The sequence below is a fragment of the Ferrovibrio sp. GW821-FHT12F09 genome (assembly GCF_058806775.1).
The window spans coordinates 1,300,487-1,325,739 of sequence record NZ_JBXAPZ010000001.1 but is presented as its reverse complement, the minus strand read 5'-3'; the positions used below and the strand labels follow the sequence as shown (position 1 = coordinate 1,325,739).

Here is a 25,253-nt window from a genome sequence, read left to right as displayed (position 1 = left end):
AAAGGGCGCCCTCGGAACACTTAGATGAATGACATCGTCGAGTATTTTCTGCCGAGGTAGACCAGGGTGTTCCCCTTATCACGGGGGACGACACTAGTAACCTGACAGAGGATTACACTGTGACTGCCGGACTCAATGACACTTTCGACCCGGCCGACGAAGGAAACAGTGCTGTCTACAAGGACGGGCGGTTTACCGGGAGTCACCTGCCAGTTTCCATGACCGAAGCGCTCTTCCATAGGAACCTTGCCGACACCTGCAAAGACATCAGCCACCTTCTGGTGCTGGCCGCTCAGGGTGTTCACCACAATCTGGCCACCAGCTTTGATCATGCTGTGGACGCGCCCCGCGCGATGCAGGCAAACGAGGAGTGTCGGCGGTGAGTCCGTAACGGAAGACACCGCAGTTGCGGTCACACCGCCGATTTCACCTCTATCCGCCACGGTGATAATGTGTACGGCAGCAGCGATGCGGGACATACCTTCCCGAAAAGCCAACGCCTCAGCAGGCGGGCTTGAGCTAGGTTCCATAACTTTAGCAAGCGCACTCATGTCAGCCTCCGATGTTGACCCAGGCGTCCGTGGTCCAACCGTTGTGGTCGTACTCGGACATGCAAGTATCGACGAGCTCGTCCATCTGCTTCATCAAGCCGTTCTTGGTTGACAGCATGTAGGCCTGGAGGAGCACTTCCTCGTGGTTACCAGCGTAGTTCCGTTCGTACAGCTCGTGGCGACCACTGAATTCAGTGCCGACAGCGTCCCAAAGCAGCTTCATCAGCTTGATGCGATCGTAGGCCGAGACGCCATTCGATCCGCGGACATAGCGGGCCAGGTACGGCTCAATTTCCGGGTTCGAGAAGTCCTTGGCGGATGACGGCAGGTAAATCAGGGACGAGGCGATGATTTTCTGCGTGATTTCGCGGGTTTTAGCGAAGGACGACTGCATGACCTGGCGGAAGGTGGCTGCAGCGTTGAAGTTCGGCAGCACCGCACCGTTCATCCACGGACTGGGACGGCCGACCATGGCCTCAGTCAGCGACCAGATGACATTACGCAGCGCGATGACTTCGCCAAGGAGCATCTGATTGCCGCGGAAGGCATCGCCGCCAGTGATTTTTAGGGCACGGGCAATCAAACCGGCCATGAATTCGAGCTTGATGGCATAGCGAGTCGCCGCCTGGAGGGCGAAGCCCTGGAGGAAGCCTGATTCATTGTAAAACCGCTTCACTTTGTCGAGATCGCGGTAGACGATGACGTCCTCCCAGGGGACGAAAGCATTGTCGAGCACGAAGATCGAGTCGTTCTCGTCGAAACGACTGGAGAGCGGGTAGTCGAACGGCGAGCCGTGCTTGGCGGCAATGCCTTCGTATGAAGTGCGGCAGATGAGCTTGCAGCCCGGCGAGCTGACGGGCAGCATGAACATCAATGCCAGGCTGTCGTCATCGGCCGCCGTAGTGCCGGACTGACCGACGAAGTTCCATTGGGTGATGGCAGCACCGGTCGCAACGACCTTGGCGCCGGAGACATAAATACCTGCGTCGGTTTCCTTCTCAACCTTCACAACAACGTCGCGGATGGTATCAGCCGAACGGCCGCGGTCGACCGGTGGGTTGACGATCGCATGGTTGATGTAGGGGACGGTTTCCTGGACCTTCTTGTACCAAGCACGGGCATTTCCAGCCTGCTGGCCATAAAAATCGGCGTTAGGGCCAAAAGTATTGGTCAGAGCAGCCTTGAAATCAGGAGAACGGCCCATCCAGCCGTAGGTCATGCGAGACCAAGTAGCGATGGCATCCCGCTGGGCAACCAGGTCATCGCCACTTTTGGCCGCCTTGAAGAACTTGTGGGTCAGGCTGTTACTGCCGGTGTCCGTCGTCGTCATCAGGACGTCGCGGTACTTGTCGTCATGCATGGCGTCGTAAAGACGCGCAATCGAACGGGCCGAATTCTGGAAGCAATGGTGCGTCGAGACGTCCTTCACCCGCTCGCCGTTGATGTAAACATTTCGCCCGTCATTGAGGGACGCCAGGTATTCCTTACCCGTAAACGGCTTCGTGGCGGACATTGGTATCTTCCCTGCTGATATAAAATCTTGGCCATCACGGCCGCGCTGGAAACCGAGCCTGCGGGACGCATTTGGGCGACGCCTAAAAACGTAAAAGCCATCAGTTTCGGCTGCCAATTATTTATTTGGTGGCACTCATAAGCAGCAGTAATGGAGGGAGCGGGAGTTCGTCGAATGCCCGCATTTCAAGGCGGATTGCGCTCTGGCCGCACCGCGCACTTCTTTTTTGTTATCAGTGCGGCCCGCAAAATTATTGGATGGTGTTTGCAACGGTAAGGATACTGGTTTCGCCTCGCGAAACTGGAAAATAGATGAACATTCCCAACTCTGGCCGCCGTGCAGCCATAGAACTTACTGTGATTCTCGGGGCGCTCAGCGCTTTTACTCCCCTCACCATCGATATGTACCTACCCGCCCTGCCGGAAATGGGCCGATTGCTCATGGCAGATCCGGGGCAACTCCACCAAACACTGTCTGTCTTCTTTTTGGGCATCGCGGCTGGGCAGCTTCTCTATGGCCCCATCAGCGATCGCTTCGGGAGGCGACTGCCCCTTTTCGTCGGGATTTTAGTCTTTATCGCTGCATCGGCAGCTTGCGCACTGGCCACCGACATCGAGACCCTGATCCTGGCACGCTTTGTCCAGGCATTAGGCTGCTGCGCCGCATTCGTGCTCTACCGCGCAATGGTGCGCGACCTCTTCGAACCGCGTGAAGGTGCCCGAATCCTGTCGATGCTCATGCTTGTCATGGGCGTGGCCCCAATTCTGGCTCCGATCATCGGTGCTTACATCATCGTCTGGTTTGAATGGCAGATGATTTTCTGGGTTCTAGGGGCTTTTGCCTTGGTCATCCTGGTGGTCTGCCAGATCCGACTGCCCGAGACCAATACCCATCCCAAGGTGCGCCTCTCTATAGGCTCCGTGCTACGGAACTATGCTGAGTTGCTCAGTCACCGCCAGTTCATGGCTTACACCCTGGCCACGGCCTGCACTCTGGGCGGCCTGTTCGGCTACATTGCCGGGTCGCCATTTGTGTTCATAGAAGTCTTCAGCCTTTCGCCACAGGATTTCAGCTGGCTGTTTGGTATTAACGCGGTTGGAATTATGGCCACGGCTCAGGTCAATCGCTCCCTGCTTCTCCGGAAGTCGCTCGACCAGTGCTTGACCCTAGGCATGGCCATCCAGGCGGTATCGGGTCTCGCCTTACTGGTTCTCGCCATCTTCAACGTGGAAAGCCTGCCCGCGCTTTGGATTGCGGTTTTCGTCTATCTGGCCGGGCAAGGTCTCGTGCTTCCCAATGCAACCGCCATCGCAATGGCCGGAGAAGCCCGCCGAGCCGGAACTGCGGCAGCACTAATGGGAACCCTCCAGTTCACTTTTGCCGCCATTGCCAGCGGCCTCGTCGGACTGTTCCATGATGGCACGGCGGCGCCGATGGCCGCGGTAGTCGGCCTGATGGGATTAGGCGCTCTGGGTTCGCGGCTATTCCTAGTCCGAAATAGCCTCTGAAGCGGTCCACAAATGAATGGGCCAAACCGATCGGGTTTGGCCCATCACCATCCTGCAATGTCTACCCGGCACTCACAGGCGTCAGTTACGGGACAACGGCAATCGCCGTGATCTCAATCAGCATGTCAGGATGCACCATCTTGGTCACCTCGACCATCGTCGATGACGGCAGCGGCGGCTTGAAATACTGAGCCCGGATCTCATGGACCGCTTTGAAGTGCTCCATGTTTCGCAGGAAAACATCCACCCGGCAGATGTCGTCCATTGTGCCTCCGGCCGATTCAACCGCGGCCTTGATGTTCTCGCACACCTGACGGGTTTGCTCCTTGATGTCGCCAACGCCTACGACTGAGCCGTCCGCGCCTCGGGCGGTCATGCCAGAGATGAAGACGAGCCTACCTGACGCCTCGATGATGGTGCCCTGAGAGAACACGCCGACGGGCTTGGACAGATTGGACGAAACGATTTCCTTTTTCATGGCTCTCACGCGTTACAGGGGGACGAGGTTGGGAGTCCAGCGGGGTAATGGCGTCTCTCGAATTCCGCCACTACCCCGCCGTCCGGGGGGACTACTGCATTGTATTGGGTAACCAGAGCGCGATGTCCGGCCAGACCATCAGCATCCCCAATAGGACGACCATCGCAGCCAGGAATGGTAGAATTCCTCGGTAGATTGCACCCAGTGGAATGTCCGGATTCATGCCTGCCAACAGGAAGACATTGATACCAACCGGCGGAGCAATCATGCCCGCCTGGCAAACAATGACGATGATGACGCCGAACCAGATGGGGTCGAAGCCCAATGCCTGGCTGACTGGGAAGAAGATCGGCACCGTCAACAGAATCATGGCCATCTCGTCCATCAAAGCGCCCATGATCAGGTAGGAAACGATGATCAGGCCCATGATGACAAACGGGGGGGCATGCAGATCTGTAATGTACTTTGCCAGCAAGGCGGGCATCTGGGTCACTGTGAAGAAGTAGCCCAGGATGATCGCACCAAGCAGGATTGCGAAAATCATCGCAGATAAACGGGCGGTTTCGCCCAAAGCTCCCAGGATATCGTCCAGAGAGAGCCGCTTGCGGAGCACACCGGCCATCAGGGCGCCAAACGCACCCACCGCGGCACCTTCGGTTGCCGTAAACAGACCCACATACATGCCGCCGATGACCAAAAGAAACAGCGCGCCCACATCTACAATCTTGGTGAGATCCGAGAGGCGCTGAGCAAAGGGAACCCGCACACCAGCTGGAGCCAGCGACGGCTTAATGGCCACCACGATCTGGATCGTGATAAGGAACAGGACAATCATGACGATGCCAGGTACGACACCGGCAAAGAACAACTTGCCGATCGACTGCTCCGTCAGAAAGCCGTAGATCAGGAAGATGACGCTGGGCGGGATGAGAATGCCGAGCGTGCCGCCTGCCGCAATTGAACCCGTGCCAAGGCTGACGTCATAGCCGTACCGGCGCATTTCCGGCAGTGCGGTCTTGGACATCGTGGCCGCAGTCGCCAGGCTCGATCCGCAAATAGCTGCAAAGCCACCGCACGCCACGACTGTAGCCATCGCCAGGCCGCCCCGGCGGTGTCCGAGCCAGTTGTTCGCCACCACGAACAGGTCCTTGCTCAAACCGGCTTGAGAGGCGAACTGCCCCATCAGGATAAACAGCGGAATGACCGTCAGGGAGTCGCTGGCGACTGCCGAGTATGGCGCTATGCCCAGCATCCTGACTGCTGTTTCGAAACTGGAAATCGAGGCAAAACCTACGAAGCCGACCAGACCCATTGCGATGCCGACTGGAACTCGCAGCATCATCAGAACAAGGGTAGCCCCTAGCCCGATACAACCCAGTGCCAACATACTCATTACTTTCTGTCCCCCGAAATAGTGTCACCCATCGCCAGCATCCGGGTCACATAGACCGCGGTCAGCAGCAGCGTCCCACCCGCTGCGGCGTACTGGAACGGGGAAACTGGAAGCAGCAACGACGGTGTCATGTCGCCAATTCGTGCCGACCGGACGGCTGCATTGTAAGTGCCCCAGGCAATTAGAGCATACATACCGGCACTCAGCGCCGCAGCGACGGTATCGAGCACTTTCCGCACTATCGGCGGCCATTTGTCTGTCAGGAAATCCGCAAGCACGTCACCACCGCGGGCCGTGTTGTCGGCAAGGCCGAAGAACACAAACAGAGCCATGAGGATGTCCAGCAGCTCCAGCGTGCCGCGGATGGGCATATTGAGAGTGTAACGAAGGGTGACGTCGGCAACTGTCAGGACGCACATCGCGACAAGCAAGGCTGCAGATACATGTCCTGCAGCCTTGCTCACGCTATTGACGCCCGATGTCGCATATCCGAGATAGCTCATCGTGGCTGTCCTGGATTAGATCAGGGGTCGTACTTCTTGATCAGCTCGCGCAGATCACTGAGCACGACATCACCCGGCAGGTTCTTGGCCTTCATATCGGCCAGCCAGGTGGTTTCAAGGGACTTGACCTTGTCAGCCCAGCGGGCGCGCTCAGCGTCCGACAAGGTGATGATGGTCGAGTTGGCCTTCTTGGCAGCCTCGATACCGTCCTCGTCGTTCTTGTCCCAGGCAGCACCGGTGAACTCCGCCGCCCAGTTGCCACCCAGCTCTTCCAGGACCTTCTTCTGGTCAGCCGGAAGGCTCGCCCACTTCTTGCCATTCATCGCGACGATGAAAGGCACGGTGTAGAAATTGGCGTTGGTGTGGAACTTGGTGACCTCGAAGAGCTTAACGCCCGCGATGGCTTCCCACGGGAACCACACCCCATCAATGACGCCGCGATCCAGGGCATTGTAGGTCTCCGGGAACGGCACGACGACCGGCGTCGCACCCAGCAGCGACGTGGCGTTCTGCTGAACACCCGGCGCCGTGCGGATACGCAAGCCATTCAGGTCTTCCATTTTGGCGACCTGCTTCTTGGACATATGCAGCTGGCCAGCCGGATGGATGAAGGTCCAGAGAACCTTGAGTTCCGCTGTTGTGCCTTCCTTCTGGAGATGCTTGTCCCAGAGTTCGTTGAGAGCGCGGCTGCCACCCTTTCCGCTCTTGAACAGGAACGGAAGTTCAGCCACCGAGGTCAGCGGGAAACGGCCAGGCGTCAGAGCGGGCACGAAATAGCCCATGTCTGCAATGCCGGTCTGGATCATCTCAAGCTGGTCAGCCTGCTTTCCCAGCGTGCCCGGGAAAATCGTAATCTTCAGCTTACCGCCACTCTTTTCCTCTACCATCTTGGCATACGGTTCAAGGACGCGCTTGTGATGGCCATGAGCAGGCCCCACGTAGCTGGTGAATTTCAACTCGGTCGTTTGAGCTGCCGCACCGGAAACGCCAGTGAGCTGCGAAGCGGCCAACAAGCCGACGGCCGCCAAGGCCTGCGTGAAGAAACGTTTGGACGTAATCATGATCCCCCGCCTTTCATAATTGGGTGTGCGCCGCCGCTTAGCTCGAACTGCTCCCGTAGTTGTTTTGCGTTCAGTTCGTTTTCACGTCGAGCTGACGCTAGTGTTGGATCAAGCCATGTTGCGCCGCTAATTATTATTTGCGATGCACTAATAGTGATTTTTTATGACTGTGGATTTTGCCATTTGGGTGCCAAATTTCCCGCGTATTTCGCGGCTTATCTGAGAAGATTCGGCAATCCAGCGTTTGCATAACTTGCGCCACAGACCTCATTGAGTGCCCATTTTTGAGACAGCGCGGCACTGAAATAAGCAGTGCTCAGAACATTGCTCATTGGGCAATGGAACTCGACCGGATATGCCGGAGCAGAGGACATCAGCTTGATGGTCGCCGCATCAGCGAGTCAGGCTATAGAAGCGCGGCAGCCTCGATTTTCTCGACGCACAGAAGATTGCAAAGTCCTAGTGGACCTCAGGCGCAGAGGAACTGACGAAGTCCGCCGAGGAATCCCTGGAGGTTATCCCAGGGAATCATATGGCCCGCCGCCGGAACACGCATGATGGAAATCCCGGGCTTCAGGCCTTTGATTTCCTCCAGTTCCTCGTCGCGGATGACGTCCCCGCGCTCAGCTGCCATCAGGAGGGTCGGAATATCGATATACGGGATGTCCTGGTGAATGTCGTCGTCGTGAAAGCCCTCGTAGGACGTCACGATCGCCATTTCCAGGCAGGTATGAAGCCATTCGGCTCGAAGGCGGAGCTGATCTTCCGGCCAACTCGGCAGGAAGACCTGCATCTGCTCCCAGCTTGCACCAGCCTTAGCCAGGCGAATTGAATCCACATACCAGGTCAGCGGCGCCGGATAGGCACGGCGGCCAGGTCCGGTCACCGGTGGATCTACCCAGACCATCTTACGCACACCGACGGGGTTGTGTCGTGTAGCCCTCATGGCGACACGGGCACCCATTGAGTGGCCCACGAGGTAGTAATCCTTCAAAGCCAGAGCCTCGGCAATGGCCGTCACGTCGGCTGCGCAGGCATCTAGGCCATAGTCGAGATCCGGCCCGGCATCTGACAGGCCACGCCCGCGCACGTCGAGCACATAGACGTCGTAGTCCTGAGCCAGTTCCTCGGCTATGAACGCCCAGGTGACGGCAGGACTGGTGATGCCTGGTACCAGCAGCAGTGGAGTGCCCTTGCCGCCGAACCGGAGGTAATGCTGACGGATACCGTTCGCCCTTACATTGGCGCCGTATAGCAATCTTGCACCCATGATTACGAGACCACACCCGTGGCGTCGTACTCATAGACCCAGCCCGCCTTCAGGCCGGTCTTCTGCGGGTTGATCAGCCCCTTAATATAGAAACCAATGTCGCGTTTAAGCCGAGCAATGGGCGAAATCAGGTGATTGGTCTTGCCCTGCTCACGAGCCCGCAGCTGGACTTCACTCGTCCGCGGCTTGCGCAATTCTTCATAGCGCCGCAAACCATCGGCGACGGTATCCTCTGCGGTCAATGTGCCACCCAGGACATAGCCATCCTCAATTGCCATGGCAGCGCCCTGCGATAAGTAGGGCAGCATCGGGTGGGCCGCGTCGCCCAGAATAGTGACGTTGCCCTTGCTCCATGTTTCCATCGGGTCACGGTCGAACAGACCCCACTTGAAGACATCATCCGCCTTCTCGAACAGGCGATGGATGCGGGGATGCCAATCCTTGTAAGCTTCGATGACCTCTTCCTTGGTGGTTTTGGCATTCCAAGACTCTGCAGTCCAGGAATCCGTTTCATGGCAGGCGACCACGTTCACGCCTCGGCCGCCCTTCACATAGTAGGTCACGATATGGCCGTTCGGGCCGAGCCACATGGTGGAGGCTGGAAGAACCAGTTCGAAGTCGGGCTTGTCGAATGGTACCACCATGCGCCAGCACATATTGTTGGTGAAACGTGGTTTTTCGGAGCCGAACAGCTTGTCGCGCACCACTGAATGAATGCCATCGGCGCCTACGACCACGTCGGCCTCAACCTCGGTGCCGTCCGCGAATTTCGCAAAGGCATTGCCACTCACCGTACCGGCATCCACGCAGCGGGTACCGAGACGAAATAGATTGTCGGGAAGCGGCGCTTTCAGAATGTTGTGCAAATCAGCGCGGTGGACGTGCATGTATTTTGCGCCATACAGCTCATCGCAACCGTCCAGCGGTGTGCGGAAAATCTGCTTCCCCGTCTTGCCATCAAGGCCAACGATCGCCTGCGGGAGGAAGGCAACGCTCTTCAGTTCATTCTCCAGGCCTAAGCCGCGCATAACCTTGACCGCATTTGGCGTCATCTGGATACCAGCGCCGACTTCACCCAGCTGGGGAGCCTGCTCGAAAATCGAAACCTCATGACCCCGCTGACGAAGCGCATTCGCCGTCGCCAGACCGCCGATGCCGCCCCCGATGACAACGACGCGCTTACTATTTCCCATTTTCGGCACCTTTCGACTAAACGTTTAATTAATTACAACAGCGAACTCAGCCGCCCAGGTACGCCTTCAGCAGAGACGGATTGTTGAGCATCGAGCTCGCCTGGTCCTCGGCGACAATCTGGCCAGTGCCGACGACATAAGCCCGGTTCGCAAGCTTCAGGGCCATCTCCACGTTCTGCTCCACGAGCAGGACGGAAACGCCCTTGGCATGTACCGTTCGGATGATCGAGGCGACCTGCTGCATCAGCTTCGGGCTCAGGCCCAGTGAAGGCTCATCGAACATGAGGAGCTTTGGCTCACACATCAGCGCGCGGCCAATAGCGAGCATCTGCTGCTGGCCGCCGCTCAGCCGACCGGCCATCTCGGTCCGCCGCTCCTTCAGGACCGGAAAATCGGTGTACACCTCTTCAAGCTTCCGCTTGATTTGGTCCCGCTTCGAAATTGTGTAGGCGCCCAGTTCGAGGTTCTCCTCGACAGTCATATGCGACCAGACTTTGCGCTCTTCCGGGCAATGGGCAATGCCTGCCTTGACGACATCCGCCGGGCTGCGCCCGTTGAGCTTAGCGCCGTTGAAGGTAATCTCGCCGCCCGTGGGCGAGAGAAGTGCCGAAATCGTGCGCAAGACGGTTGTCTTGCCAGCTCCGTTGGGACCGACCAGGGCAACCACTTCGCCAGTTGCGACAGTCAGGGATACGTTGCGAAGCGCCGGGACCGCGCCATAGCCTGCATAAACACTCTTGAGCTCAAGCATCCCCTTACTCCGCAACTTCCAGGCTGCCGCCGAGATACGCCTCGATAACCGAAGCATTCGCCCGGATCTCCACAGGGGTACCTTCAGCAATCCGCTCGCCAAAATTCAGAACAACGATGCGGTCAGAGACTTCCATCACCACGCTCATGTCGTGTTCGACCAGGAGGATGGTTATCCCCCTCTCGCGGCAGATGCCGCGCAGGAGCTCGACTAGTCGAGCCGACTCCTCGGAGTTCAGACCGGCAGCGGGCTCGTCCAAGAGCAGGAGCCGCGGAGCCGCCGAAAGGCCAATGGCAATCTCCAGCAGACGAAGTTTGCCATATGCCAGGTTCTTGGCGTTCTCATCTGCCAGAGCCTCCAGGCCAACCAGCGCCAGGATTTCTCGAACGCTCGCTTGCATCGCCTGGTCGCGTTCCCGCGCCACCCGGGTATTCAGCATGGTGTCCCAGAAGCTGCCGCGAACCCGCAGGTAGTGCGCTGCAGCCAGATTGTCCTCAACCGTCAGACCGGCGAAGACGTTGGTTATCTGGAAGCTACGGACAATACCGCGCTGGGCGACCTGATGCGGCTTCAGATGTCCGATGCTTTCGCCCTCGAACAGGACTTCGCCCTCGTTGGGCTCCAGGAAGCCGGTAATCATGTTGAACATCGTCGTCTTACCGGCGCCATTCGGGCCGATCAGGCTGACGATCTCACCTTTGTTGACCTCGAAGCTGACATCCTTATTGGCAGTCAGGCCGCCGAAACGGCGGGTCACATTGCGTACTTCAAGCATTGCCATGGTCAGCCCTCCACAGCCTTGGCCTGCACGGCAGGCACCGCGGGAGCTTTACGTCGGAACAGCAGTCCGGTGATGCCATTGGGTAGGAACAGCACCACGACGATAAGCAGAAGCCCGAAGATGCTGAGGCGCGCCTCGTTGATGAAGCGGAGGTACTCCAGGGCCAGGCCGATGACCAGGGCGCCGATAATCGGGCCGACGACGGTACCTTTGCCACCCAGCGCTACAATCATGAGCATAGTCACCATGAAACTGAAGCCGAAGACTTCAGGGCCAACAAAGCTGATGTAGTGGGCATAGAAGGACCCTGCGAGGCCCGCGAAGAAGGCGCCCGCCACAAAAGTGCCGAGCGCATACCGGAACGGGTTCACACCAATGGATTTGGCAAGCCGCCGGTTCTCGCGAACGGCAATGGCTGCCATGCCATAGCTCGACCGGGCAAACCGCAGGACGCAGAGCACGGTCAGCGCGAGCAGGATGAGGCCGAAGTAGTAGTAGTGGAACTTTGTGCTGAAGGTGAACGACAGGCTGTCTCCGAGTGCCACGACCGGCGCCGGGATGTTGGAGAAGCCGAGCGGGCCGCGGGTCACTTCAACCCAGTTCAACACAATCAGGCGCATGACTTCAGTGAAGGCTAGCGTAATCAGCACGAAGTAATGGCCCTCCAGCCGCAGCGTGATGGCGCCGATGGCAAGACCGAAAGCCGCCGCAATGACGCCAGCCAGCGGCAGGCAAATCCAGAACGGAACCTGGAATTGGCTGGACAGGATTGCCGAGGTATAGGCGCCGATGCCCAGGAAGGCGGCATGGCCAAGTGGCAACTCTCCGACATAACCAACGGTGAGGTTCAGGCTGGACGCCAGAATGCCGTAAAAGAAAACCATGATCATGACGTGCATCAAGAACTGATTCGGCAGCACGAGCGGCAGGGCGACGGCGAGCGCCAGCCCACCAAGCAGAATGTTGTTCTCGACCGTTTTCATTTCTCACGCGCTCCCGCCAGCCCGAACAGACCCGACGGTTTGACCAGGAGCAAACCAATCACCAACAGGAAGCCGATAACGTCCATGAAGCCTGTGGACACGAACCCGCCCCACAGGCTTTCCACAACTCCGAGCAGCAGGCCGCCCAGGATTGCGCCGCCAAAGCTGCCCATACCGCCCAGGATGACAACGACGAAAGCCTTCACTGTGGCGAGTTCGGCCGTGGTGGGATGAACGACGAAGACGGCACCGAGCAGGATTCCGGAGAGTGCAGCCAGCGTGGTGCCGAGCGCAAAGGTGAAGCGGTAGGTCTGCGAAATCGGGATACCGACCAGAGCCGCCGCTTCCTTCTGCTGGAAGACGGCCCGCATCGCTCGACCGCGCTTGGTGTGATTAATCATGTAGTGGACCGCAACGATTGCCGCGAGCGATACAATGATTGTGATAACGCGAACCTTGGTGATGACAACAGGGCCGAGCAGTAGAGGCACGCGGTCGATGCCGGTCGCAATATTCTTCGGGTCGGTGCCGAAGACCAAGAGCATGGTGTTCACCATGAATACCGACAGGCCGATTGTAACCAGCGCGTTGGATATCATGGGTGCATCGCGCAACCGACTCAGCAAAGCCCAGTCTACAGCCATCCCGAACAGCCACATGATGATAAGGACGAGCGGGATGGCAGCAGCAAATGGAACACCCAGGAAATGCGTCAGCACGAAGGTGAGCATTCCACCGAGGACGAAAAACTCTCCATGCGCAAAGTTGACGATTTGCATCATCCCAAAGATGAGCGTGAGACCAACCGCCGTCAGCGCATAGAAGCAGCCTGACACGAGTCCATTGACGATAAATTGGATCGTTACATCAAACACGGAAATCCCTCGTGGTCAGGCTGCTGGTACTTAGTTCGGCTTTTCCATCTTGGCAGATGCCTTGATGAGTGGCGAACCACCCTGGAGCTCCACGAGGAACACGTCCTGACCGTAGACCTGCCCCTTGGCGTCGAACTGGAGTCGACCTGTCGGACCAGTGTAATCCGTCGACTTCAGGGCTTCCCGGATTTTGGCAGGCTCAGCCGCACCAGCTTTCTTGATGGCCTGGGCGATGATGTGGATGGTGTTGTAGCCGGACATCGAGTACTTGCCCGGCAGTTCGTTGTTCGCCGCCTTGAACTTGTCGACAAAGACCTTGTTGAGGTCGCCGGTGATGGTCGGAGCATAGGCAACGCCCGCCAGCAGACCGTCCGCCGCCGAACCAGCCAGGTTCATAAAGGTCGGAGTGGCCCACGCGCCCACACCGAAGATCTTGGAATTCATGCTGAGTTCCTTGGCCTGCTTCACGAGAGTTGCAGCAGCCTGGGTTTCCGCAACCACTACGACCAGGTCCGGCTTGGCAGCGCGCACCTTGGTCAGCGGGGTGTAGAAGTCAGAATGGGCATAATCGAAGTACTCGGTGCCGACCGTTTTGGCGCCGAGGCCTTCCAAGACGTGCTTGAAGGATTCGACGGTGCCACGACCCCAGTCGTCGTTGGCGGCCATGAAGAACACGGTCTTAAATTTCAGGTCGTTGTAGAGCGACTTCGAGAAGGCGACGGCCAGCATCGCGTCCGTTTCCGCGTTGCGGAAGAACCACGAGTTACCAGCTTCGGTCAGACGCGGCAGGGACGACACCCCTGTCACCAGCGGAATCTGGTTCTTTTCCGCCACCGGCATCACGGCCTGAGTCGCGCCGCTGCAGAAGGCCCCCATGATGACCGGCACCTTGTCGGCAGTGATCAGCTTTTCGGCCGCGCTGACCGATTCTGCCGGTTTGCAGGCGCCATCGGCGATGACCAGCTCAATCTGGCTGCCCAGTACGCCACCCGCATCATTGATTTCCTTGACCGCCAGGCGAGCGCCCTTGACCACATTGTTGCCGTCAAAGGCAACGCCGCCAGTCAGCGGTTCGATGAGGCCAATCTTGATGGTCTGCGCGTCGGCAGTGGCGGCAATGAGCGTCACGCCGACTAGAGTTAGAGCCAGTTGTTTAAGCATGGTCGGTCCCTTTTCTCCTTGGAATGGCAGATGAATTTCGACGGGGAACGGCCGAGAGCGGAAGCGTCAGGTCTGTTTTGAGCGTGGACGTTTGACAAACGAAACAGCGCATTGCGCCGACGGATTTCACCGCCGAAACCTGCCTTCTGCTCTCCGCAAACGTACATCAGCTTGCCTGATCTGTTAATTAATTGACCGTTTAATTTCATACGGTATTGCCTCGATGCGTCAAGAGGTTTTTGCTGCCTCCTGTTTCCGCATGCTGTCTAATTCAACAGCATTTGAATTATTCCAGTATCCTTTTTTAGTGAATCATACCGTCTTCACAAGCATTTAAGCTGCGGTTTTATTGCCTTTTTTTGCATCGCACCGTTGAAGTAATAATTTTCCATCTTGACCGCCGGGACAAAATTCTTCTCATATTAAACAATTGATTAATATAAACAGGTGGCCCTTGAGCGACGCAATACTGTCCCTGTCCGCATGCGAATTGCGGGATTCCTACGCACGCAAACAGCTGTCTCCTCCTGAAGTCCTGGAGGCGGTGCTGAAGCAAATCGAGCGCCTGGAATCGAAACTGAATACCTTCGCAGTGCGCGCATCGGTGGATGATCTGAAGACATCTGCCGCCGAATCCGCGAAGCGCTGGGCCAGGAACGAGGCGTTGGGTCCGCTTGATGGCATCCCGATCACGATCAAGGATGCGATTCGGACCAAAGGCTGGCCGACGGTTGCCGGGTCACACACGGTCAATCCCAATGTGCCCTGGACCGAAGACTCGCCTGCGGTGGCGCGCGCGCGGGAAAGCGGTGCCATCTTCCTAGGGAAGACCACCACACCCGAATTCGGCTGGAAGGCCGTAACGGACAGCCCGAAATACGGCATCACGCGCAACCCGTGGAACCTTAACCTCACCCCTGGTGGTTCGAGTGGCGGGTCTGCGGCCGCCGTGGCGGCGGGTTTTGGCCATGCCGCCATCGGAACCGACGCCGCCGGGTCAGTGCGTATCCCGGCCTCCTTCTGCGGTCTGGTTGCCCTGAAGGCGACAACCGGGCGCATTCCCACCTATCCACCGAGCGCGCTCTGGCGCATGGGTCACATTGGGCCCATCACCCGTACGGTGGATGATGCGGCCATGATGCTCCAGCTGATGTCCCAGCCGGATGCCCGCGACTGGACTGCCTTGCCGCAGACCAATGAGGACTTCCAGGCCAAGCTACCGAACCTGAAGGGCCTGCGCATCGCCTACAGCCCCACGCTGGGCTACGCCAAGGTCGACCCCGAGGTCGCGAAAATCGTCCAAACGGCGGTCAAGCTCATGGAAGGTGCTGGTGCCCAGATCGACCTGGTCGAGGCGCCGTTCCCCGACCCCACACCTTTTGCGCTGACCATGTTTGTCGCCGGTATCGCGCATTCCCAGCGCCATCTGGACGAAGCGGCCCTGCGGACCCTCGACCCGGCACTGCTGGATGTCATCAAACGGTCCGATGCCGTGGACCGGACCGTCTTCATGTCCGCCATCGACAGCCAAATTGTGCTCACCCGCACCAACCGCCTGTTCCACCAGACCTACGACATCCTCCTGACGCCGACACTGGCCGTTGCTGCCTTCGATGTCGGGAAGAACGTGCCGGACGGCTGGGATACCGAGAACTGGATGAGTTGGACGCCCTTCACCTACCCATTCAACGTCACCGGCCAACCGGCAGCGACCGTGCCATGCGGTCTGACCGCCGAAGGGTTGCCCGTTGGCCTCCAGGTTGTCGGCGACCTTTATGCCGACGCCAAAGTGCTGCAGGTGGCCCGCATCTTCGAAGGCCTGTCCCCGTTCCGCCATGCAGTCCCAGACTGCCTGAAACCTGAGTAAACAAGAGGACTATCATGACGAATTATCGCATTGGCCAAATCGTACCCAGCTCCAACCTGACCATGGAGACGGAGATTCCGGCCATGCTGCAGATGCGGCAACAGATCCGCCCGGAACGCTTCACCTTCCACTCCAGCCGTATGCGTATGCGCAAGGTAGTCAAGGAAGAGCTGGAGGCCATGGACAGCGAGTCCGACCGCTGCGCTGTGGAGCTCAGCGACGCTCGCATGGACGTCATTGGCTATGCCTGCCTCGTCGCCATCATGGCGATGGGTAACGGCTACCATCGCCAGTCCGAGCAGCGTCTCCGCGAGCGGACCAAGGACAATGGTGCCGAAGCGCGCATCGTCACCAGTGCGGGTGCCCTGGTCGATGCACTTCCGGTGCTCGGCGCCAAGAAGATTGCGATCATCTGTCCGTATATGAAGCCGCTGACCCAGCTAGTGGTCGACTATATCGAGAGCGAAGGCATCGAGGTCGTCGACTTCGCGGCATTGGAAATCCCGGACAATCTCGACGTTGCCCGCCACGATCCGGACCGGCTGCCGGGCATCGCAAAGACGCTCAAGCTATCGTCTGTCGATGCGGTGGTGCTGTCGGCCTGCGTACAGATGCCGTCGCTTTCGGCCATCGCCAAGGCAGAGGCCATTCTCGGCCGCCCCGTGCTGAGCGCGGCCGTAGCCACTACCTATACCATGCTGAAGAGCCTGGAGCTCGAAGCCATAGTGCCGGGTGCAGGCACGCTCCTGTCCGGGGCCTACTGATGTTATCGCGCCGGGCGCCTGGTCACAGCCTTCTTGGCGGGCAGCTTGGTGCTCGGTGCTTCAAGTCCGCTGACCATGAACGACGCCATGCGATCGATGACCTCTTCACTGATGACGCCGCCCTTGTATTTCCCTTCGGAGATATCCTCAATGCGGTAGAGGCCCGACAGCATGTAAACCAGCGAGCCAATCATGAAGGTCATGCGCCAGTAGATGTCGGCGGGGTCCACCTTCGGCAGCACCTTGATGAAAGCCTGGACGTAGCGCCTAGTCGACTGGTCATAGACATCACGACGCAGATTGATGGCAAGCTCTTCAGGTTCGAAATGCAGCCGCGCCTGAAGGCGCACGAATGCAAGGCCGCCCGGCCCCTCATCGCGCATCGCAAAGGCTGGCGCCAGGAACGCATGCACAAGGCTGTTGATGTTCGGCGCCTTCGCTCCCTTTTCAAGAGTGTCCAGGAGTTCGTTGCGCCGCTGGGAAATCTGCAGGCCGCGCCGCTTGAAGACCTCTTCAAACAGCTGCTGCTTTGTTCCAAAGTAGTAGTTCACCATCGCCTGGTTCACTTCGGCACGCTCTGCGATATCGCGCAGCGACGTTCCGGTGAAGCCGCGGGACGCGAATTCAATCTCGGCGATATCGAGGATGTTTTCCCGGGTGCCGCGCTCGCCGGACGGACGGCCGGGACCGCGAGCTCGCTTAGACAACTTCTTTGCCATTTTGAATCCAAAATTAAAGGCATCTGCACACATGCGGCAGACTGGTCGAATGCGAAAATGCCGGATTCACGTGGACAAAAGCAACCCAATTAATTATACACCTCATTAATTAATGGAGGCATCAAATGGCAATCAGCGACTCTGAACTCATCGCCGCCTGGACCCAAGTTCTGAAGCTTTCCAACCTAAAGCCGAGTGAACTCGTGACCATCCTGACGAGCCAGGACAGTCATCCGCAGACTGTCAGTTGCGCGCGCACAGCCGCCCAGCTTGCTGGCGCAAAAGTCATCACTCTCGACCTGCCGCCTATGAATGGCGAAAAATCCCTCAGCCGCGACAAGACTGCTTATGTCGGTCACACGCCGCTGACGGGAAATCCAGCCGCGATGGCCGCGCTGAAAGGCAGCGACCTCGTTATCGACCTGATGCTGCTGCTGTTCTCGCCAGAACAGCAGGAAATTCTGGAAAGCGGCACGCGCATTCTGCTGGCCGTCGAGCCACCGGAAGTACTGGTCCGCCTCATCCCGACTGAGGGCGACAAAGCCCGCGTCACCACCGCCGCAAAGCTCTTGAAGAAAAGCCGGAGCATGCAGGTGCATTCAGACGCCGGTACGGATTTCCGCTGCGCGCTTGGCGCCTATCCCCTGCTGACCGAGTATGGGTTTGCTGACGAGCCGGGCCGCTGGGACCATTGGCCGAGTGGCTTCCTCGCTACCTGGCCTGACGAGACGACCTCGGAAGGCGTCATCGTGCTGGATCGCGGCGATATCCTGCTTCCAATGAAACGGTACCTGGCCGAGCCGGTGAAGCTGACCGTCAAGAAAGGCTTCGTCACCAATATCGACGGCGGCTTCGACGCGGACCTGCTGCGTGATTATATGCAGTCCTTCAATGACCCGGAAGCCTACGCCATCTCCCATATTGGCTGGGGCCTGCAGCCACGCGCTCGCTGGTCGACGCTGGGCCTGTTCGACCGGGAAGCCACCCTTGGCATGGACGCCCGTGCCTTCGAGGGTAACTTCCTGTTCTCGCTCGGCCCGAACACCGAAGCTGGCGGCACCCGGAATACGGCCTGCCACATCGATATCCCGATGCGGAACTGCACGGTGTCGCTGGATAATAAGCCTGTGGTGGAGCGCGGCCGCGTACTCGAAATGGAAGCAGCCTGAGTAATGTCTGAAGTTGAGGTCTACGAGCGACAGGGTTTCGGCAATTCGCTCGGCCTGAAAGGCCGCATGGGGCTGTTGATTGTCGATTTTGTCAACGGTTTTGCCGACCCTGCCGTCTTTGGCGGCGGCAATATCCCTGCCGCCATCGAGGCGACCGTTCCTGTCCTAGCATGGGCTCGACGCAAAGGCCTGCCGGTGTCTCATACCCGAATCGTCTATGCCGATGACGGCAGCGACGGTAACGTCTTCAGCTTGAAAGTCCCCGGCATGGCCACTTTGCTGGAGAATGGCCATGCAAGTCAGATCGTTCCTGAGCTGGCTCCACAAAAGGGGGAGTTGGTCGTCCGCAAGACGCTGCCGTCCGGCTTTTTCGGAACCAACCTAGCCGCCTGGCTAACTCAGAAAGGCGTCGAGACGCTGCTGGTGGCTGGGTGCACGACCAGCGGCTGTGTGCGTGCCAGCGTGGTGGATGCGATGTCGAGCGGCTTCAAGCCGGTCGTCCTGCGGGACTGTGTGGGCGATCGCGCTATTGGTCCCCATGAAGCCAATCTGTTCGATATGGAGCAGAAGTATGCCGACGTGACTCCGTCATCGGCGGTCTTGAATATCTAAACGATAAAGCCTCGAACCGGACATTCCGATTCGAACCTTTTATATACTTGGGTAGTCGGATTGGATCTTAGGCGTCAGGCCGGGACGGCCGACATGTCGCTCACGCTGGAGAAGCCGTAAAGATCAGTGGTGACCAGCTTGTTGCACAACTCACCCAGGCCACTGCCTCGCACGACAACCTCGTCGCCTGCCCGCAGGTAGATAGGAGGCGTACGGGCATTGCCGATGCCATTGGGGGTGCCGGTGAGAATGACGTCGCCCGGACGCAAAGTCATACCGAACGACAACTCGGCAATCAGTTCCGGAATCTTGAAGGCCATTTGGCTGACGCTGGCATCCTGAAGGATTGCCCCATTCAGTTCGCACTGGAGTTGGACACTGTACGGGTCCAGGTCATCCCGAGGCACGATCCAGGGACCAAGCGGCGTCGAATTGTCCGCGCTTTTGCCCTTATGCCATTGGCCGCCGTGGCGTCGCTGCAGATCGCGCTGTGTGATGTCATTAGCCAGGCAATACCCCCAGACGTGGTCCATGGCGGTCTTCTCGGAAATGCTCCGGCCCGCCTTGCCAATGATGACAACCAGCTCGGCCTCGTAGTCCCACTTGGCCGAGATTCGGGAGTCGAAGGCAATATCGTCATAGGCGCCGATGATTGCATCCGGGCTCTTTGTGAAGAAAGTCGGGGCCTTCGGGCGCTCGACTTCCTGGTCGCCGCGCTTGCCCACCCCCTCCTCGAAGTGAGCCCAATAGTTCCAACCCGTGCAGAGCACATCGCGGCGGAACCGGTCAATCGAGGGAAGGAACCGGACTTCTTCCACCGACAGTCTCTGCGCGTCTCTGGACTTGGCGGCTTTCAGGACGGCCTGAAGCCCGTCGTTGCCTGCCTCAATCAGGTCAACCATGCTGGAAGACATGGAGGGCAGCAGGAAAGCGGTGTCATCCTCGACGACGGCCAGCGATTCGGTAGTCATGTGCAGAACACGGGCAATTTGCACCATGGACAATATCCTCACTTGGCGGACTGGAATCATCCGCTCTGGTCATTTGGGTGCTCGTCATGAGCAACGATTGAGAAGTGTTGTAGCCAGCCTTTTTGGCTAGCCGCTCTGTCAATAAAGGTCGTGTAACTCCTTGACCCGATCACGGGTGAAGTGGTCGGTGAACATGGTCATCGCGAAGTCGGAGACCTTCTTCGGATCGTATCCGCGGCGGGGCTGGGAAATCGGCTGACCGCCCTTGATGACGACCGGAATCTTGTCTTTCTTGATCAGGTCGGTGATGTCCTTGGTGGGGTCGCCGTCCACACCGATGATGTCGGCCTTGAAGCCCTTGGCAATCGTGCCGACGTTCTGATCGGAATGGCGCAGCAGCTTGGCACTCACCGAGGTACCGGCTTCCAAAGCCTCGATGGGGCTGAAGCCAAGGTATTCCACGTAGATTTCCAGCTCACGGGCATGCCATTCGCCAAACGGCGTCACAGCGAAGCCCGAGTCCGTGCCCATCGGCATCTGGACACCGGCCTTCCGGGCCTTGTTCAGCGAAACCACCGCTGCATCGAACTCGGTCTGGTAAATCTTCTTCCGGTTGGAACCGTAGGCCGCGCTCGGGTTCAGCACAAAATCGAGGGTATTCCGCAGCAGGGTAAGCGTCGGCGATATCAGCGAACCGCTCTTTACCACTGCATCCAGGGCCTCGTCGTCCATGTACGAAGCATGGAAAATAAGGTCGGCGCCTGCGAGAGCCGAATACAGGGTTGCCTCACGACCGCGGGCGTGGGTAATGGCGATTTTGCCGAGACGCTTAATCTCCGTGACCATCGCCTTGGCTTCATCAAGGGTGAAAGCGGCGATGTACTCGCCATCCGGACGGCGCTGCAGACCGTCCATGGCGATCTTGATGACGTCGACGCCATCTTTTGCCTGGCGGCGGATTTCCTCGATTGCTTCATCCCGGCTCTTCACCAGGCGGCCGATGGATGTGACCGGTACGCCAATCCAGGTCGGGTACCAATCGGTCAGACCCTGGCGGGTGGTTATGTAGGGGCCTGCAGCGGTCATGCGCGGGCCTTCAAACAGACCAGCGTCAAGAGCGTCTCGAATGGCGGTATTGACGTTACCAGCACCGCCGGGGGCATTGATGGAGGTGACGCCAGCTGCGAGTACCTGGTGCGCGAAAAACATGCCGCGCAGCGCTCGGAACTCAAGCGAAGCATAGATGTCGATGTCTTCTTCGGTCTTGGCGTTGCCGTAGGAGAGATGCGTGTGCACATCGACCAAGCCCGGCATCACGAACAGCTTGGTCAGATCGACTTCCTGAACACCGTCTGTCTTATTGATGCTGGCGGTCGGCGCGACGTCGAGAATCATCCCGTCCTCAACGACAAGCGTCTGGTTCTGAAGAACTTCGCTACCTTTGCCAACATACAGTCGACCGCAACGATAGTGGGTTTTTTGAGACATGTTAGACGCACCTCTCTAATGCTCTGCCCAACCGGCTTTCCGCCGTTTCCGCCCCTGCCAAGGTGTTGAGTTTCTGGGCGTAAACGCCGTCGGCAGCTAACAGCCGCGCTCGCAATCGGCAGGATCTGTCCTCATATCCTCCGGTACCCGACTTATTCTGTGAAATAATATCTGGAGCTACATAAATAGCGTTCTGTTATGTATTCACGACCAATGCATTATCCTTGCGGAATCAAAAACGCGGCGGCCTTCTCGAAGACCGCCGCGTTTGCTTTCCCCGGCAGGAAACCAGCCGCGTACTCTTTTTTTATGTGGCAACCATCGCCTGCGATTGATGCCAGAAAATGAAACGCCTCTCAGCCATCTCCACGATGTAGTAGAGGACAAGACTGAGGAACGAGATCACAATCAGTCCCGCAAACAGAATATCCATGCGCTGAGCGCCAGTGGAACTCTGAATCAGGTATCCCAGTCCTTTGTCGCCAGCCAGGAACTCGCCGATTATGGCGCCGATGGTCGCAAAGGTGATGGCCATCTTCAGGCCCCCGAAAATGCTCGGTAGTGCGGAAGGCAGTCGAATCTTCCAGAAGACCTTCCATTGTGAGGCACCCATGGAACGCGACAGGGCCAGTACATCCGGCTCGATGGCCTTAAAACCAACCAATGTGCTGATAAGCATCGGGAAGAATGCTATGACCCCGGCCAACAGGACTTTAGGGAACTCACCGAAACCGAACCACACGAGCAACAGCGGCGCAAGGGCGACCTTGGGAAGCGCCTGCGATACGACGATGCTAGGACTGATGAGAGCCTCGAACGTCCGTGAGTAAGCCATGCACAGCGCGATCGGCACGGCCGTAACAATGGAAAGGATAAAGCCGCCAAGCAGCTCTCGCGTCGTGATGATGGTCTGGGCAAAGAACAGCTTGTGATGCTTCGTAAGTGCCGCGATTACCGATTCAAGTGACGGAATGAGATATTCCGGAACCTTGAAGTATTTGACCGAGACTTCCCACACCAGAACCACGAACACCAAGGTCAGGACAGCCGAGAACCACTGAGATTCGAAAATGTTGCGCATGGCTTGAGTATCCTTACAGAGTCGTGTGCGCGGTTTCGGCGCCCATCAGATGCACTCGGATGCGATGCATGTATTCGCCAAACTGGGCGCTGTCCCGGATGCCGACACGGCGGGGGCGCGGCAAATCAATCTCGATTTCTTCCAAGATGGTACCCGGCCGAGGTGACATGACGACCACACGGTCACTCAAGAAGACTGATTCGGCAATGCTGTGCGTGATGAAGACAACAGTCTTCCCGGTCTGCTCGCAGAGGCGGGTCAGGTCCAGGGCAATCTCGTCACGCGTTAGGGCATCCAGAGCGCCAAAGGGCTCGTCCATCAGCAGGACTGGTGCATCGTGAATGAGCGCGCGGCAGATGGAGACACGCTGACGCATACCTCCGGACAGTTCACGCGGATACTTGCTAGCGAAGTCCTTCAGACCGACTTTGTTCAGAAGCTCCATGGCCGGATCGATATAGTCCTTTTTCTTCATCCCGCGCATTTCAACCTGTAGGAGGACGTTCTCCAGTGCAGTACGCCACTCCATAAGGAGGTCACGCTGGAACACGATCCCAAGGTCTGTGTATGCGCCGGACACCTTCTTGCCGCCGATGGATATTTCACCCGACGACACCCCTTGCGGGTTCAGGCCCGCTATCAGGCTGAGAAGTGTCGACTTGCCGCAGCCGCTGGGACCGACGACAGAGACGAATTCACCGGGCCGAATATCCAGGGATACCTTCCCTAGCGCATTCACTACCCCGCTCTTCGTCTGGAAGATCTTCGAGACGTCCTTGATGGTGATGGCGCGACCTGTCGTGGCCGAACCTGTGTGTTGGGGGGGCAGGTTGCTCATATCGTCTACTCGGGAACGTTGGGCTAAGTCGCTATTCTGGGGCATCTGCTGTCTGCACCGGATTATGGTCCGGTAAGCTCATCAGGCACTCAAGATTTGTGCCAGCACTCGCCCCCGGGTACGCAGATTGTCAACGAACCGACATATGATCGCCAATAATAAAAGCCGCGACTTTAATTCTACTGGCTTATTTATCGGGGAATTGGACGTCCTACTATCGCATAGCCGCCCCTTCTGCTTACGCACCTTTTAGGCTTCGCGAGCACGTCAATTAATCGAGGACCACAGATTACCAGCCATTATAAGTGCGCATATCAAATAATTAGCCAGCAGTTTTGTTCTTCGAAATAGTTCGGCCAAGCGCGCAGCATTCTCTGCTCGTCATTTCCTGTAAGGGGTCGAAATCAATGAGGAAAGAACGCATCAAGTCGCCGAAAGTGTCCGAGCCGCCGCCGGAGCTTTGGTCTAACTGCGTCAAGGTAGGCAACACGATCTACATGTCCGGCCTGACGTCCCGCGCTCCCAACGGGGTCGCGGTCCTCGGTGACAACGAGTACGAACAGGCAAAGATTACTTTCCAGAAATTCAAGGATTACATTACCGCGGCTGGCGGCAAGATGAACGATTTCGTCAAACTGACGATTTACGTCACCAACATCAAGAATAACACCGAGGTCTGGCGCGCCCGCAAGGAGTTCTTTAGCGGCGATTTCCCGGCTTGCACCCTGGTCGAAGTCAGCGCTCTCGCCTCGTCAGAGCTGCTGCTGGAGATCGAGGGTGTTGCCATTCTGAATTGCAGTCCAGACGCGTAAAGGAATAAAGCCGTGGCTGAGCCTAGCAACCACATCATCTCCTATCCGGCGTCCGGCGCTGGAACCACAACGCGCGTCCTGGAATCCGGCAGCGGTCTTGACGTAGTTGTGTTTCTGCATGGAGTCGGCGCACGTGCTGACCGCTGGCGTCAGAATATGCCTGTCATTGCTGCCGCAGGTTACCGCTGCATTGCGATTGACCTGCCTGGCCACGGCTTCGCCAAGAAAGGCCAGGGTTTTGCCTATGGCGTTCCCGGATATGCCGATTTCGTAGCTGCCTTCCTCAAGGAACAGGGCATCGAGCTAGCCCACTTTGTCGGGACATCTCTCGGTGCCCATATTCTGGGGACAGTGATTAGTCGGACCCCAGCTATCGCGAAGTCCTTCACTATGGTCGGCGCTACGGGGATGTTCCCAATCGGCTCCGAGACGCGCGAGAATATCGCAAAGCGGATTGTCGATAGCACCCGGGACGGCATCCAGCGCAAGCTCACCAATGTCGTCTTTGATCCGGCGCTGGTGACCGAGCACTGGGTCGATGAAGAATTCAAGATCAATAACTCCCCTGGTGCCGAAGAATCGTTTGCCGCTTTGGCGGACTATTTCCGACAGAACCTAGACCGGGATGTTGTAGGGGAAAAGTTGGCCAGTATCACTGGGGCGCACCGCCGCCTGCTGGTTTGGGGTGAAGAAGACCGTTCGGTACCCATCGCCATCGGCCGCAAGGTGCAAGACCTCCTCGGCCTTACGCTTCATGCGATTCCTAAAACAGCTCATGCGCCGTACTGGGAGGCCCCACTGGAGTTCAACTCAATCCTGCTGAACTTCCTGAAAAGCACCTAGTCTGGGCCTGATCAAAACCGACAGGCAGCAAAAAAGCCCCGGCGTAGCATTCAGCTTCGCCGGGGCTT

25 protein-coding genes are annotated in these 25,253 nt (G+C 58.0%); 7 read left to right on the top strand and 18 right to left on the bottom strand.

Translation table 11 applies throughout. The features are described from left to right. Positions 1 to 20: 20 nt before the first annotated feature. Positions 21 to 551, bottom strand: coding sequence for a flavin reductase family protein (locus AC1ROB_RS06685; protein WP_492971981.1), 531 nt, complete (start codon positions 549 to 551; stop codon positions 21 to 23). Position 552: 1 nt separating this feature from the next. Continuing rightward, positions 553 to 2,064, bottom strand: coding sequence for a 4-hydroxyphenylacetate 3-hydroxylase N-terminal domain-containing protein (locus AC1ROB_RS06680; protein ID WP_492971982.1), 1,512 nt, complete (start codon positions 2,062 to 2,064; stop codon positions 553 to 555). 311 nt (positions 2,065 to 2,375) lie between these two features. Between AC1ROB_RS06680 and AC1ROB_RS06675 the strand changes: the two genes are divergently transcribed. Further along, positions 2,376 to 3,572: a Bcr/CflA family multidrug efflux MFS transporter gene (locus AC1ROB_RS06675; RefSeq protein ID WP_492971983.1), complete on the top strand. Its 1,197-nt coding sequence runs from the start codon at positions 2,376 to 2,378 to the stop codon at positions 3,570 to 3,572. A gap of 85 nt (positions 3,573 to 3,657) precedes the next feature. Here the strand turns inward: AC1ROB_RS06675 and AC1ROB_RS06670 are convergent, their stop codons facing one another. The 11 genes from AC1ROB_RS06670 to AC1ROB_RS06620 form a co-directional block, all read right to left on the bottom strand. Further along, complete coding sequence (locus AC1ROB_RS06670; protein ID WP_492971984.1) at positions 3,658 to 4,050, bottom strand: RidA family protein; 393 nt, start codon at positions 4,048 to 4,050, stop codon at positions 3,658 to 3,660. A 91-nt stretch (positions 4,051 to 4,141) separates the two neighbouring features. After that, positions 4,142 to 5,443, bottom strand: a complete 1,302-nt coding sequence (locus AC1ROB_RS06665; RefSeq protein WP_492971985.1) for a TRAP transporter large permease — start codon at positions 5,441 to 5,443, stop codon at positions 4,142 to 4,144. Beyond that, positions 5,443 to 5,946, bottom strand: coding sequence for a TRAP transporter small permease (locus AC1ROB_RS06660; RefSeq protein ID WP_492971986.1), 504 nt, complete (start codon positions 5,944 to 5,946; stop codon positions 5,443 to 5,445). Before AC1ROB_RS06660 ends, AC1ROB_RS06665 begins: the two co-directional genes overlap by 1 nt. Before the next feature lie 20 nt (positions 5,947 to 5,966). After that, entirely contained in the window at positions 5,967 to 7,007 is a 1,041-nt protein-coding gene (locus AC1ROB_RS06655) for a TRAP transporter substrate-binding protein (protein ID WP_492971987.1), read from the bottom strand. A gap of 469 nt (positions 7,008 to 7,476) precedes the next feature. Continuing rightward, on the bottom strand, positions 7,477 to 8,277 hold the full coding sequence (locus AC1ROB_RS06650; RefSeq protein ID WP_492971988.1) for an alpha/beta fold hydrolase: 801 nt from the start codon (positions 8,275 to 8,277) through the stop codon (positions 7,477 to 7,479). Between the two features lie 2 nt (positions 8,278 to 8,279). Then, positions 8,280 to 9,470 carry an FAD-dependent monooxygenase gene (locus AC1ROB_RS06645; protein WP_492971989.1) on the bottom strand — a complete coding sequence of 397 codons (1,191 nt, stop codon included), beginning with the start codon at positions 9,468 to 9,470 and terminating at the stop codon, positions 8,280 to 8,282. A 46-nt stretch (positions 9,471 to 9,516) separates the two neighbouring features. After that, the gene (locus tag AC1ROB_RS06640; RefSeq protein WP_492971990.1) at positions 9,517 to 10,221 is read right to left on the bottom strand and encodes an ABC transporter ATP-binding protein; all 705 of its coding nucleotides are present in this window, start codon (positions 10,219 to 10,221) and stop codon (positions 9,517 to 9,519) included. Positions 10,222 to 10,225: 4 nt separating this feature from the next. After that, positions 10,226 to 11,002, bottom strand: coding sequence for an ABC transporter ATP-binding protein (locus AC1ROB_RS06635; protein ID WP_492971991.1), 777 nt, complete (start codon positions 11,000 to 11,002; stop codon positions 10,226 to 10,228). Positions 11,003 to 11,004: 2 nt separating this feature from the next. Next, positions 11,005 to 11,985, bottom strand: coding sequence for a branched-chain amino acid ABC transporter permease (locus AC1ROB_RS06630; protein WP_492971992.1), 981 nt, complete (start codon positions 11,983 to 11,985; stop codon positions 11,005 to 11,007). Further along, on the bottom strand, positions 11,982 to 12,860 hold the full coding sequence (locus tag AC1ROB_RS06625) for a branched-chain amino acid ABC transporter permease (RefSeq protein ID WP_492971993.1): 879 nt from the start codon (positions 12,858 to 12,860) through the stop codon (positions 11,982 to 11,984). Before AC1ROB_RS06625 ends, AC1ROB_RS06630 begins: the two co-directional genes overlap by 4 nt. A 30-nt stretch (positions 12,861 to 12,890) precedes the next feature. Beyond that, entirely contained in the window at positions 12,891 to 14,021 is a 1,131-nt protein-coding gene (locus AC1ROB_RS06620; protein WP_492971994.1) for an ABC transporter substrate-binding protein, read from the bottom strand. 454 nt (positions 14,022 to 14,475) lie between these two features. Here AC1ROB_RS06620 and AC1ROB_RS06615 point away from each other — a divergent pair, with 454 nt between their 5' ends. Together AC1ROB_RS06615 and AC1ROB_RS06610 are read left to right on the top strand one after the other, a co-directional pair. Next, complete coding sequence (locus AC1ROB_RS06615) at positions 14,476 to 15,888, top strand: amidase (protein ID WP_492971995.1); 1,413 nt, start codon at positions 14,476 to 14,478, stop codon at positions 15,886 to 15,888. Between the two features lie 14 nt (positions 15,889 to 15,902). After that, positions 15,903 to 16,652 (top strand): maleate cis-trans isomerase family protein, encoded by a 750-nt coding sequence (locus AC1ROB_RS06610; RefSeq protein WP_492971996.1) that lies wholly within the window; start codon positions 15,903 to 15,905, stop codon positions 16,650 to 16,652. A 2-nt stretch (positions 16,653 to 16,654) separates the two neighbouring features. On the opposite strand, the gene AC1ROB_RS06605 is transcribed toward AC1ROB_RS06610, so the two are convergent. Further along, entirely contained in the window at positions 16,655 to 17,371 is a 717-nt protein-coding gene (locus AC1ROB_RS06605; protein WP_492971997.1) for a TetR/AcrR family transcriptional regulator, read from the bottom strand. A gap of 125 nt (positions 17,372 to 17,496) precedes the next feature. On the opposite strand from AC1ROB_RS06605, the gene AC1ROB_RS06600 reads away from it, so the two are divergent. Beyond that, positions 17,497 to 18,540, top strand: coding sequence for a 2,5-dihydroxypyridine 5,6-dioxygenase NicX family protein (locus AC1ROB_RS06600; RefSeq protein WP_492971998.1), 1,044 nt, complete (start codon positions 17,497 to 17,499; stop codon positions 18,538 to 18,540). Positions 18,541 to 18,543: 3 nt separating this feature from the next. Then, the gene (locus tag AC1ROB_RS06595; protein WP_492971999.1) at positions 18,544 to 19,152 is read left to right on the top strand and encodes an N-carbamoylsarcosine amidohydrolase; all 609 of its coding nucleotides are present in this window, start codon (positions 18,544 to 18,546) and stop codon (positions 19,150 to 19,152) included. Positions 19,153 to 19,226: 74 nt separating this feature from the next. On the opposite strand, the gene AC1ROB_RS06590 is transcribed toward AC1ROB_RS06595, so the two are convergent. The 4 genes from AC1ROB_RS06590 to AC1ROB_RS06575 form a co-directional block, all read right to left on the bottom strand. Next, entirely contained in the window at positions 19,227 to 20,150 is a 924-nt protein-coding gene (locus AC1ROB_RS06590) for a fumarylacetoacetate hydrolase family protein (RefSeq protein WP_492972001.1), read from the bottom strand. A gap of 111 nt (positions 20,151 to 20,261) precedes the next feature. Beyond that, positions 20,262 to 21,518 (bottom strand): metal-dependent hydrolase family protein, encoded by a 1,257-nt coding sequence (locus AC1ROB_RS06585; RefSeq protein WP_492972002.1) that lies wholly within the window; start codon positions 21,516 to 21,518, stop codon positions 20,262 to 20,264. A 400-nt stretch (positions 21,519 to 21,918) separates the two neighbouring features. After that, the gene (locus tag AC1ROB_RS06580) at positions 21,919 to 22,692 is read right to left on the bottom strand and encodes an ABC transporter permease (RefSeq protein WP_492972003.1); all 774 of its coding nucleotides are present in this window, start codon (positions 22,690 to 22,692) and stop codon (positions 21,919 to 21,921) included. A gap of 13 nt (positions 22,693 to 22,705) precedes the next feature. Further along, a complete protein-coding gene (locus AC1ROB_RS06575) occupies positions 22,706 to 23,530 on the bottom strand; it encodes an ABC transporter ATP-binding protein (protein WP_492972004.1) in 825 nt (274 codons plus the stop codon). A 407-nt stretch (positions 23,531 to 23,937) separates the two neighbouring features. Here AC1ROB_RS06575 and AC1ROB_RS06570 point away from each other — a divergent pair, with 407 nt between their 5' ends. Both AC1ROB_RS06570 and AC1ROB_RS06565 read left to right on the top strand, forming a co-directional pair. Continuing rightward, entirely contained in the window at positions 23,938 to 24,342 is a 405-nt protein-coding gene (locus AC1ROB_RS06570; RefSeq protein ID WP_492972005.1) for a RidA family protein, read from the top strand. 12 nt (positions 24,343 to 24,354) lie between these two features. Next, on the top strand, positions 24,355 to 25,185 hold the full coding sequence (locus AC1ROB_RS06565; protein ID WP_492972006.1) for an alpha/beta fold hydrolase: 831 nt from the start codon (positions 24,355 to 24,357) through the stop codon (positions 25,183 to 25,185). Positions 25,186 to 25,253: the final 68 nt, after the last annotated feature.

Bases quoted from the DNA above. Each gene is read 5' to 3' on its own strand.
- AC1ROB_RS06685 (WP_492971981.1), bottom strand. From the start codon at position 551: ATGAGTGCGCTTGCTAAAGTTATGGAACCTAGCTCAAGCCCGCCTGCT.
- AC1ROB_RS06680 (WP_492971982.1), bottom strand. From the start codon at position 2,064: ATGTCCGCCACGAAGCCGTTTACGGGTAAGGAATACCTGGCGTCCCTC.
- AC1ROB_RS06675 (WP_492971983.1), top strand. From the start codon at position 2,376: ATGAACATTCCCAACTCTGGCCGCCGTGCAGCCATAGAACTTACTGTG.
- AC1ROB_RS06670 (WP_492971984.1), bottom strand. From the start codon at position 4,050: ATGAAAAAGGAAATCGTTTCGTCCAATCTGTCCAAGCCCGTCGGCGTG.
- AC1ROB_RS06665 (WP_492971985.1), bottom strand. From the start codon at position 5,443: ATGAGTATGTTGGCACTGGGTTGTATCGGGCTAGGGGCTACCCTTGTT.
- AC1ROB_RS06660 (WP_492971986.1), bottom strand. From the start codon at position 5,946: ATGAGCTATCTCGGATATGCGACATCGGGCGTCAATAGCGTGAGCAAG.
- AC1ROB_RS06655 (WP_492971987.1), bottom strand. From the start codon at position 7,007: ATGATTACGTCCAAACGTTTCTTCACGCAGGCCTTGGCGGCCGTCGGC.
- AC1ROB_RS06650 (WP_492971988.1), bottom strand. From the start codon at position 8,277: ATGGGTGCAAGATTGCTATACGGCGCCAATGTAAGGGCGAACGGTATC.
- AC1ROB_RS06645 (WP_492971989.1), bottom strand. From the start codon at position 9,470: ATGGGAAATAGTAAGCGCGTCGTTGTCATCGGGGGCGGCATCGGCGGT.
- AC1ROB_RS06640 (WP_492971990.1), bottom strand. From the start codon at position 10,221: ATGCTTGAGCTCAAGAGTGTTTATGCAGGCTATGGCGCGGTCCCGGCG.
- AC1ROB_RS06635 (WP_492971991.1), bottom strand. From the start codon at position 11,002: ATGGCAATGCTTGAAGTACGCAATGTGACCCGCCGTTTCGGCGGCCTG.
- AC1ROB_RS06630 (WP_492971992.1), bottom strand. From the start codon at position 11,985: ATGAAAACGGTCGAGAACAACATTCTGCTTGGTGGGCTGGCGCTCGCC.
- AC1ROB_RS06620 (WP_492971994.1), bottom strand. From the start codon at position 14,021: ATGCTTAAACAACTGGCTCTAACTCTAGTCGGCGTGACGCTCATTGCC.
- AC1ROB_RS06610 (WP_492971996.1), top strand. From the start codon at position 15,903: ATGACGAATTATCGCATTGGCCAAATCGTACCCAGCTCCAACCTGACC.
- AC1ROB_RS06605 (WP_492971997.1), bottom strand. From the start codon at position 17,371: ATGGCAAAGAAGTTGTCTAAGCGAGCTCGCGGTCCCGGCCGTCCGTCC.
- AC1ROB_RS06600 (WP_492971998.1), top strand. From the start codon at position 17,497: ATGGCAATCAGCGACTCTGAACTCATCGCCGCCTGGACCCAAGTTCTG.
- AC1ROB_RS06595 (WP_492971999.1), top strand. From the start codon at position 18,544: ATGTCTGAAGTTGAGGTCTACGAGCGACAGGGTTTCGGCAATTCGCTC.
- AC1ROB_RS06590 (WP_492972001.1), bottom strand. From the start codon at position 20,150: ATGGTGCAAATTGCCCGTGTTCTGCACATGACTACCGAATCGCTGGCC.
- AC1ROB_RS06585 (WP_492972002.1), bottom strand. From the start codon at position 21,518: ATGATTCTCGACGTCGCGCCGACCGCCAGCATCAATAAGACAGACGGT.
- AC1ROB_RS06580 (WP_492972003.1), bottom strand. From the start codon at position 22,692: ATGCGCAACATTTTCGAATCTCAGTGGTTCTCGGCTGTCCTGACCTTG.
- AC1ROB_RS06575 (WP_492972004.1), bottom strand. From the start codon at position 23,530: ATGAGCAACCTGCCCCCCCAACACACAGGTTCGGCCACGACAGGTCGC.
- AC1ROB_RS06570 (WP_492972005.1), top strand. From the start codon at position 23,938: ATGAGGAAAGAACGCATCAAGTCGCCGAAAGTGTCCGAGCCGCCGCCG.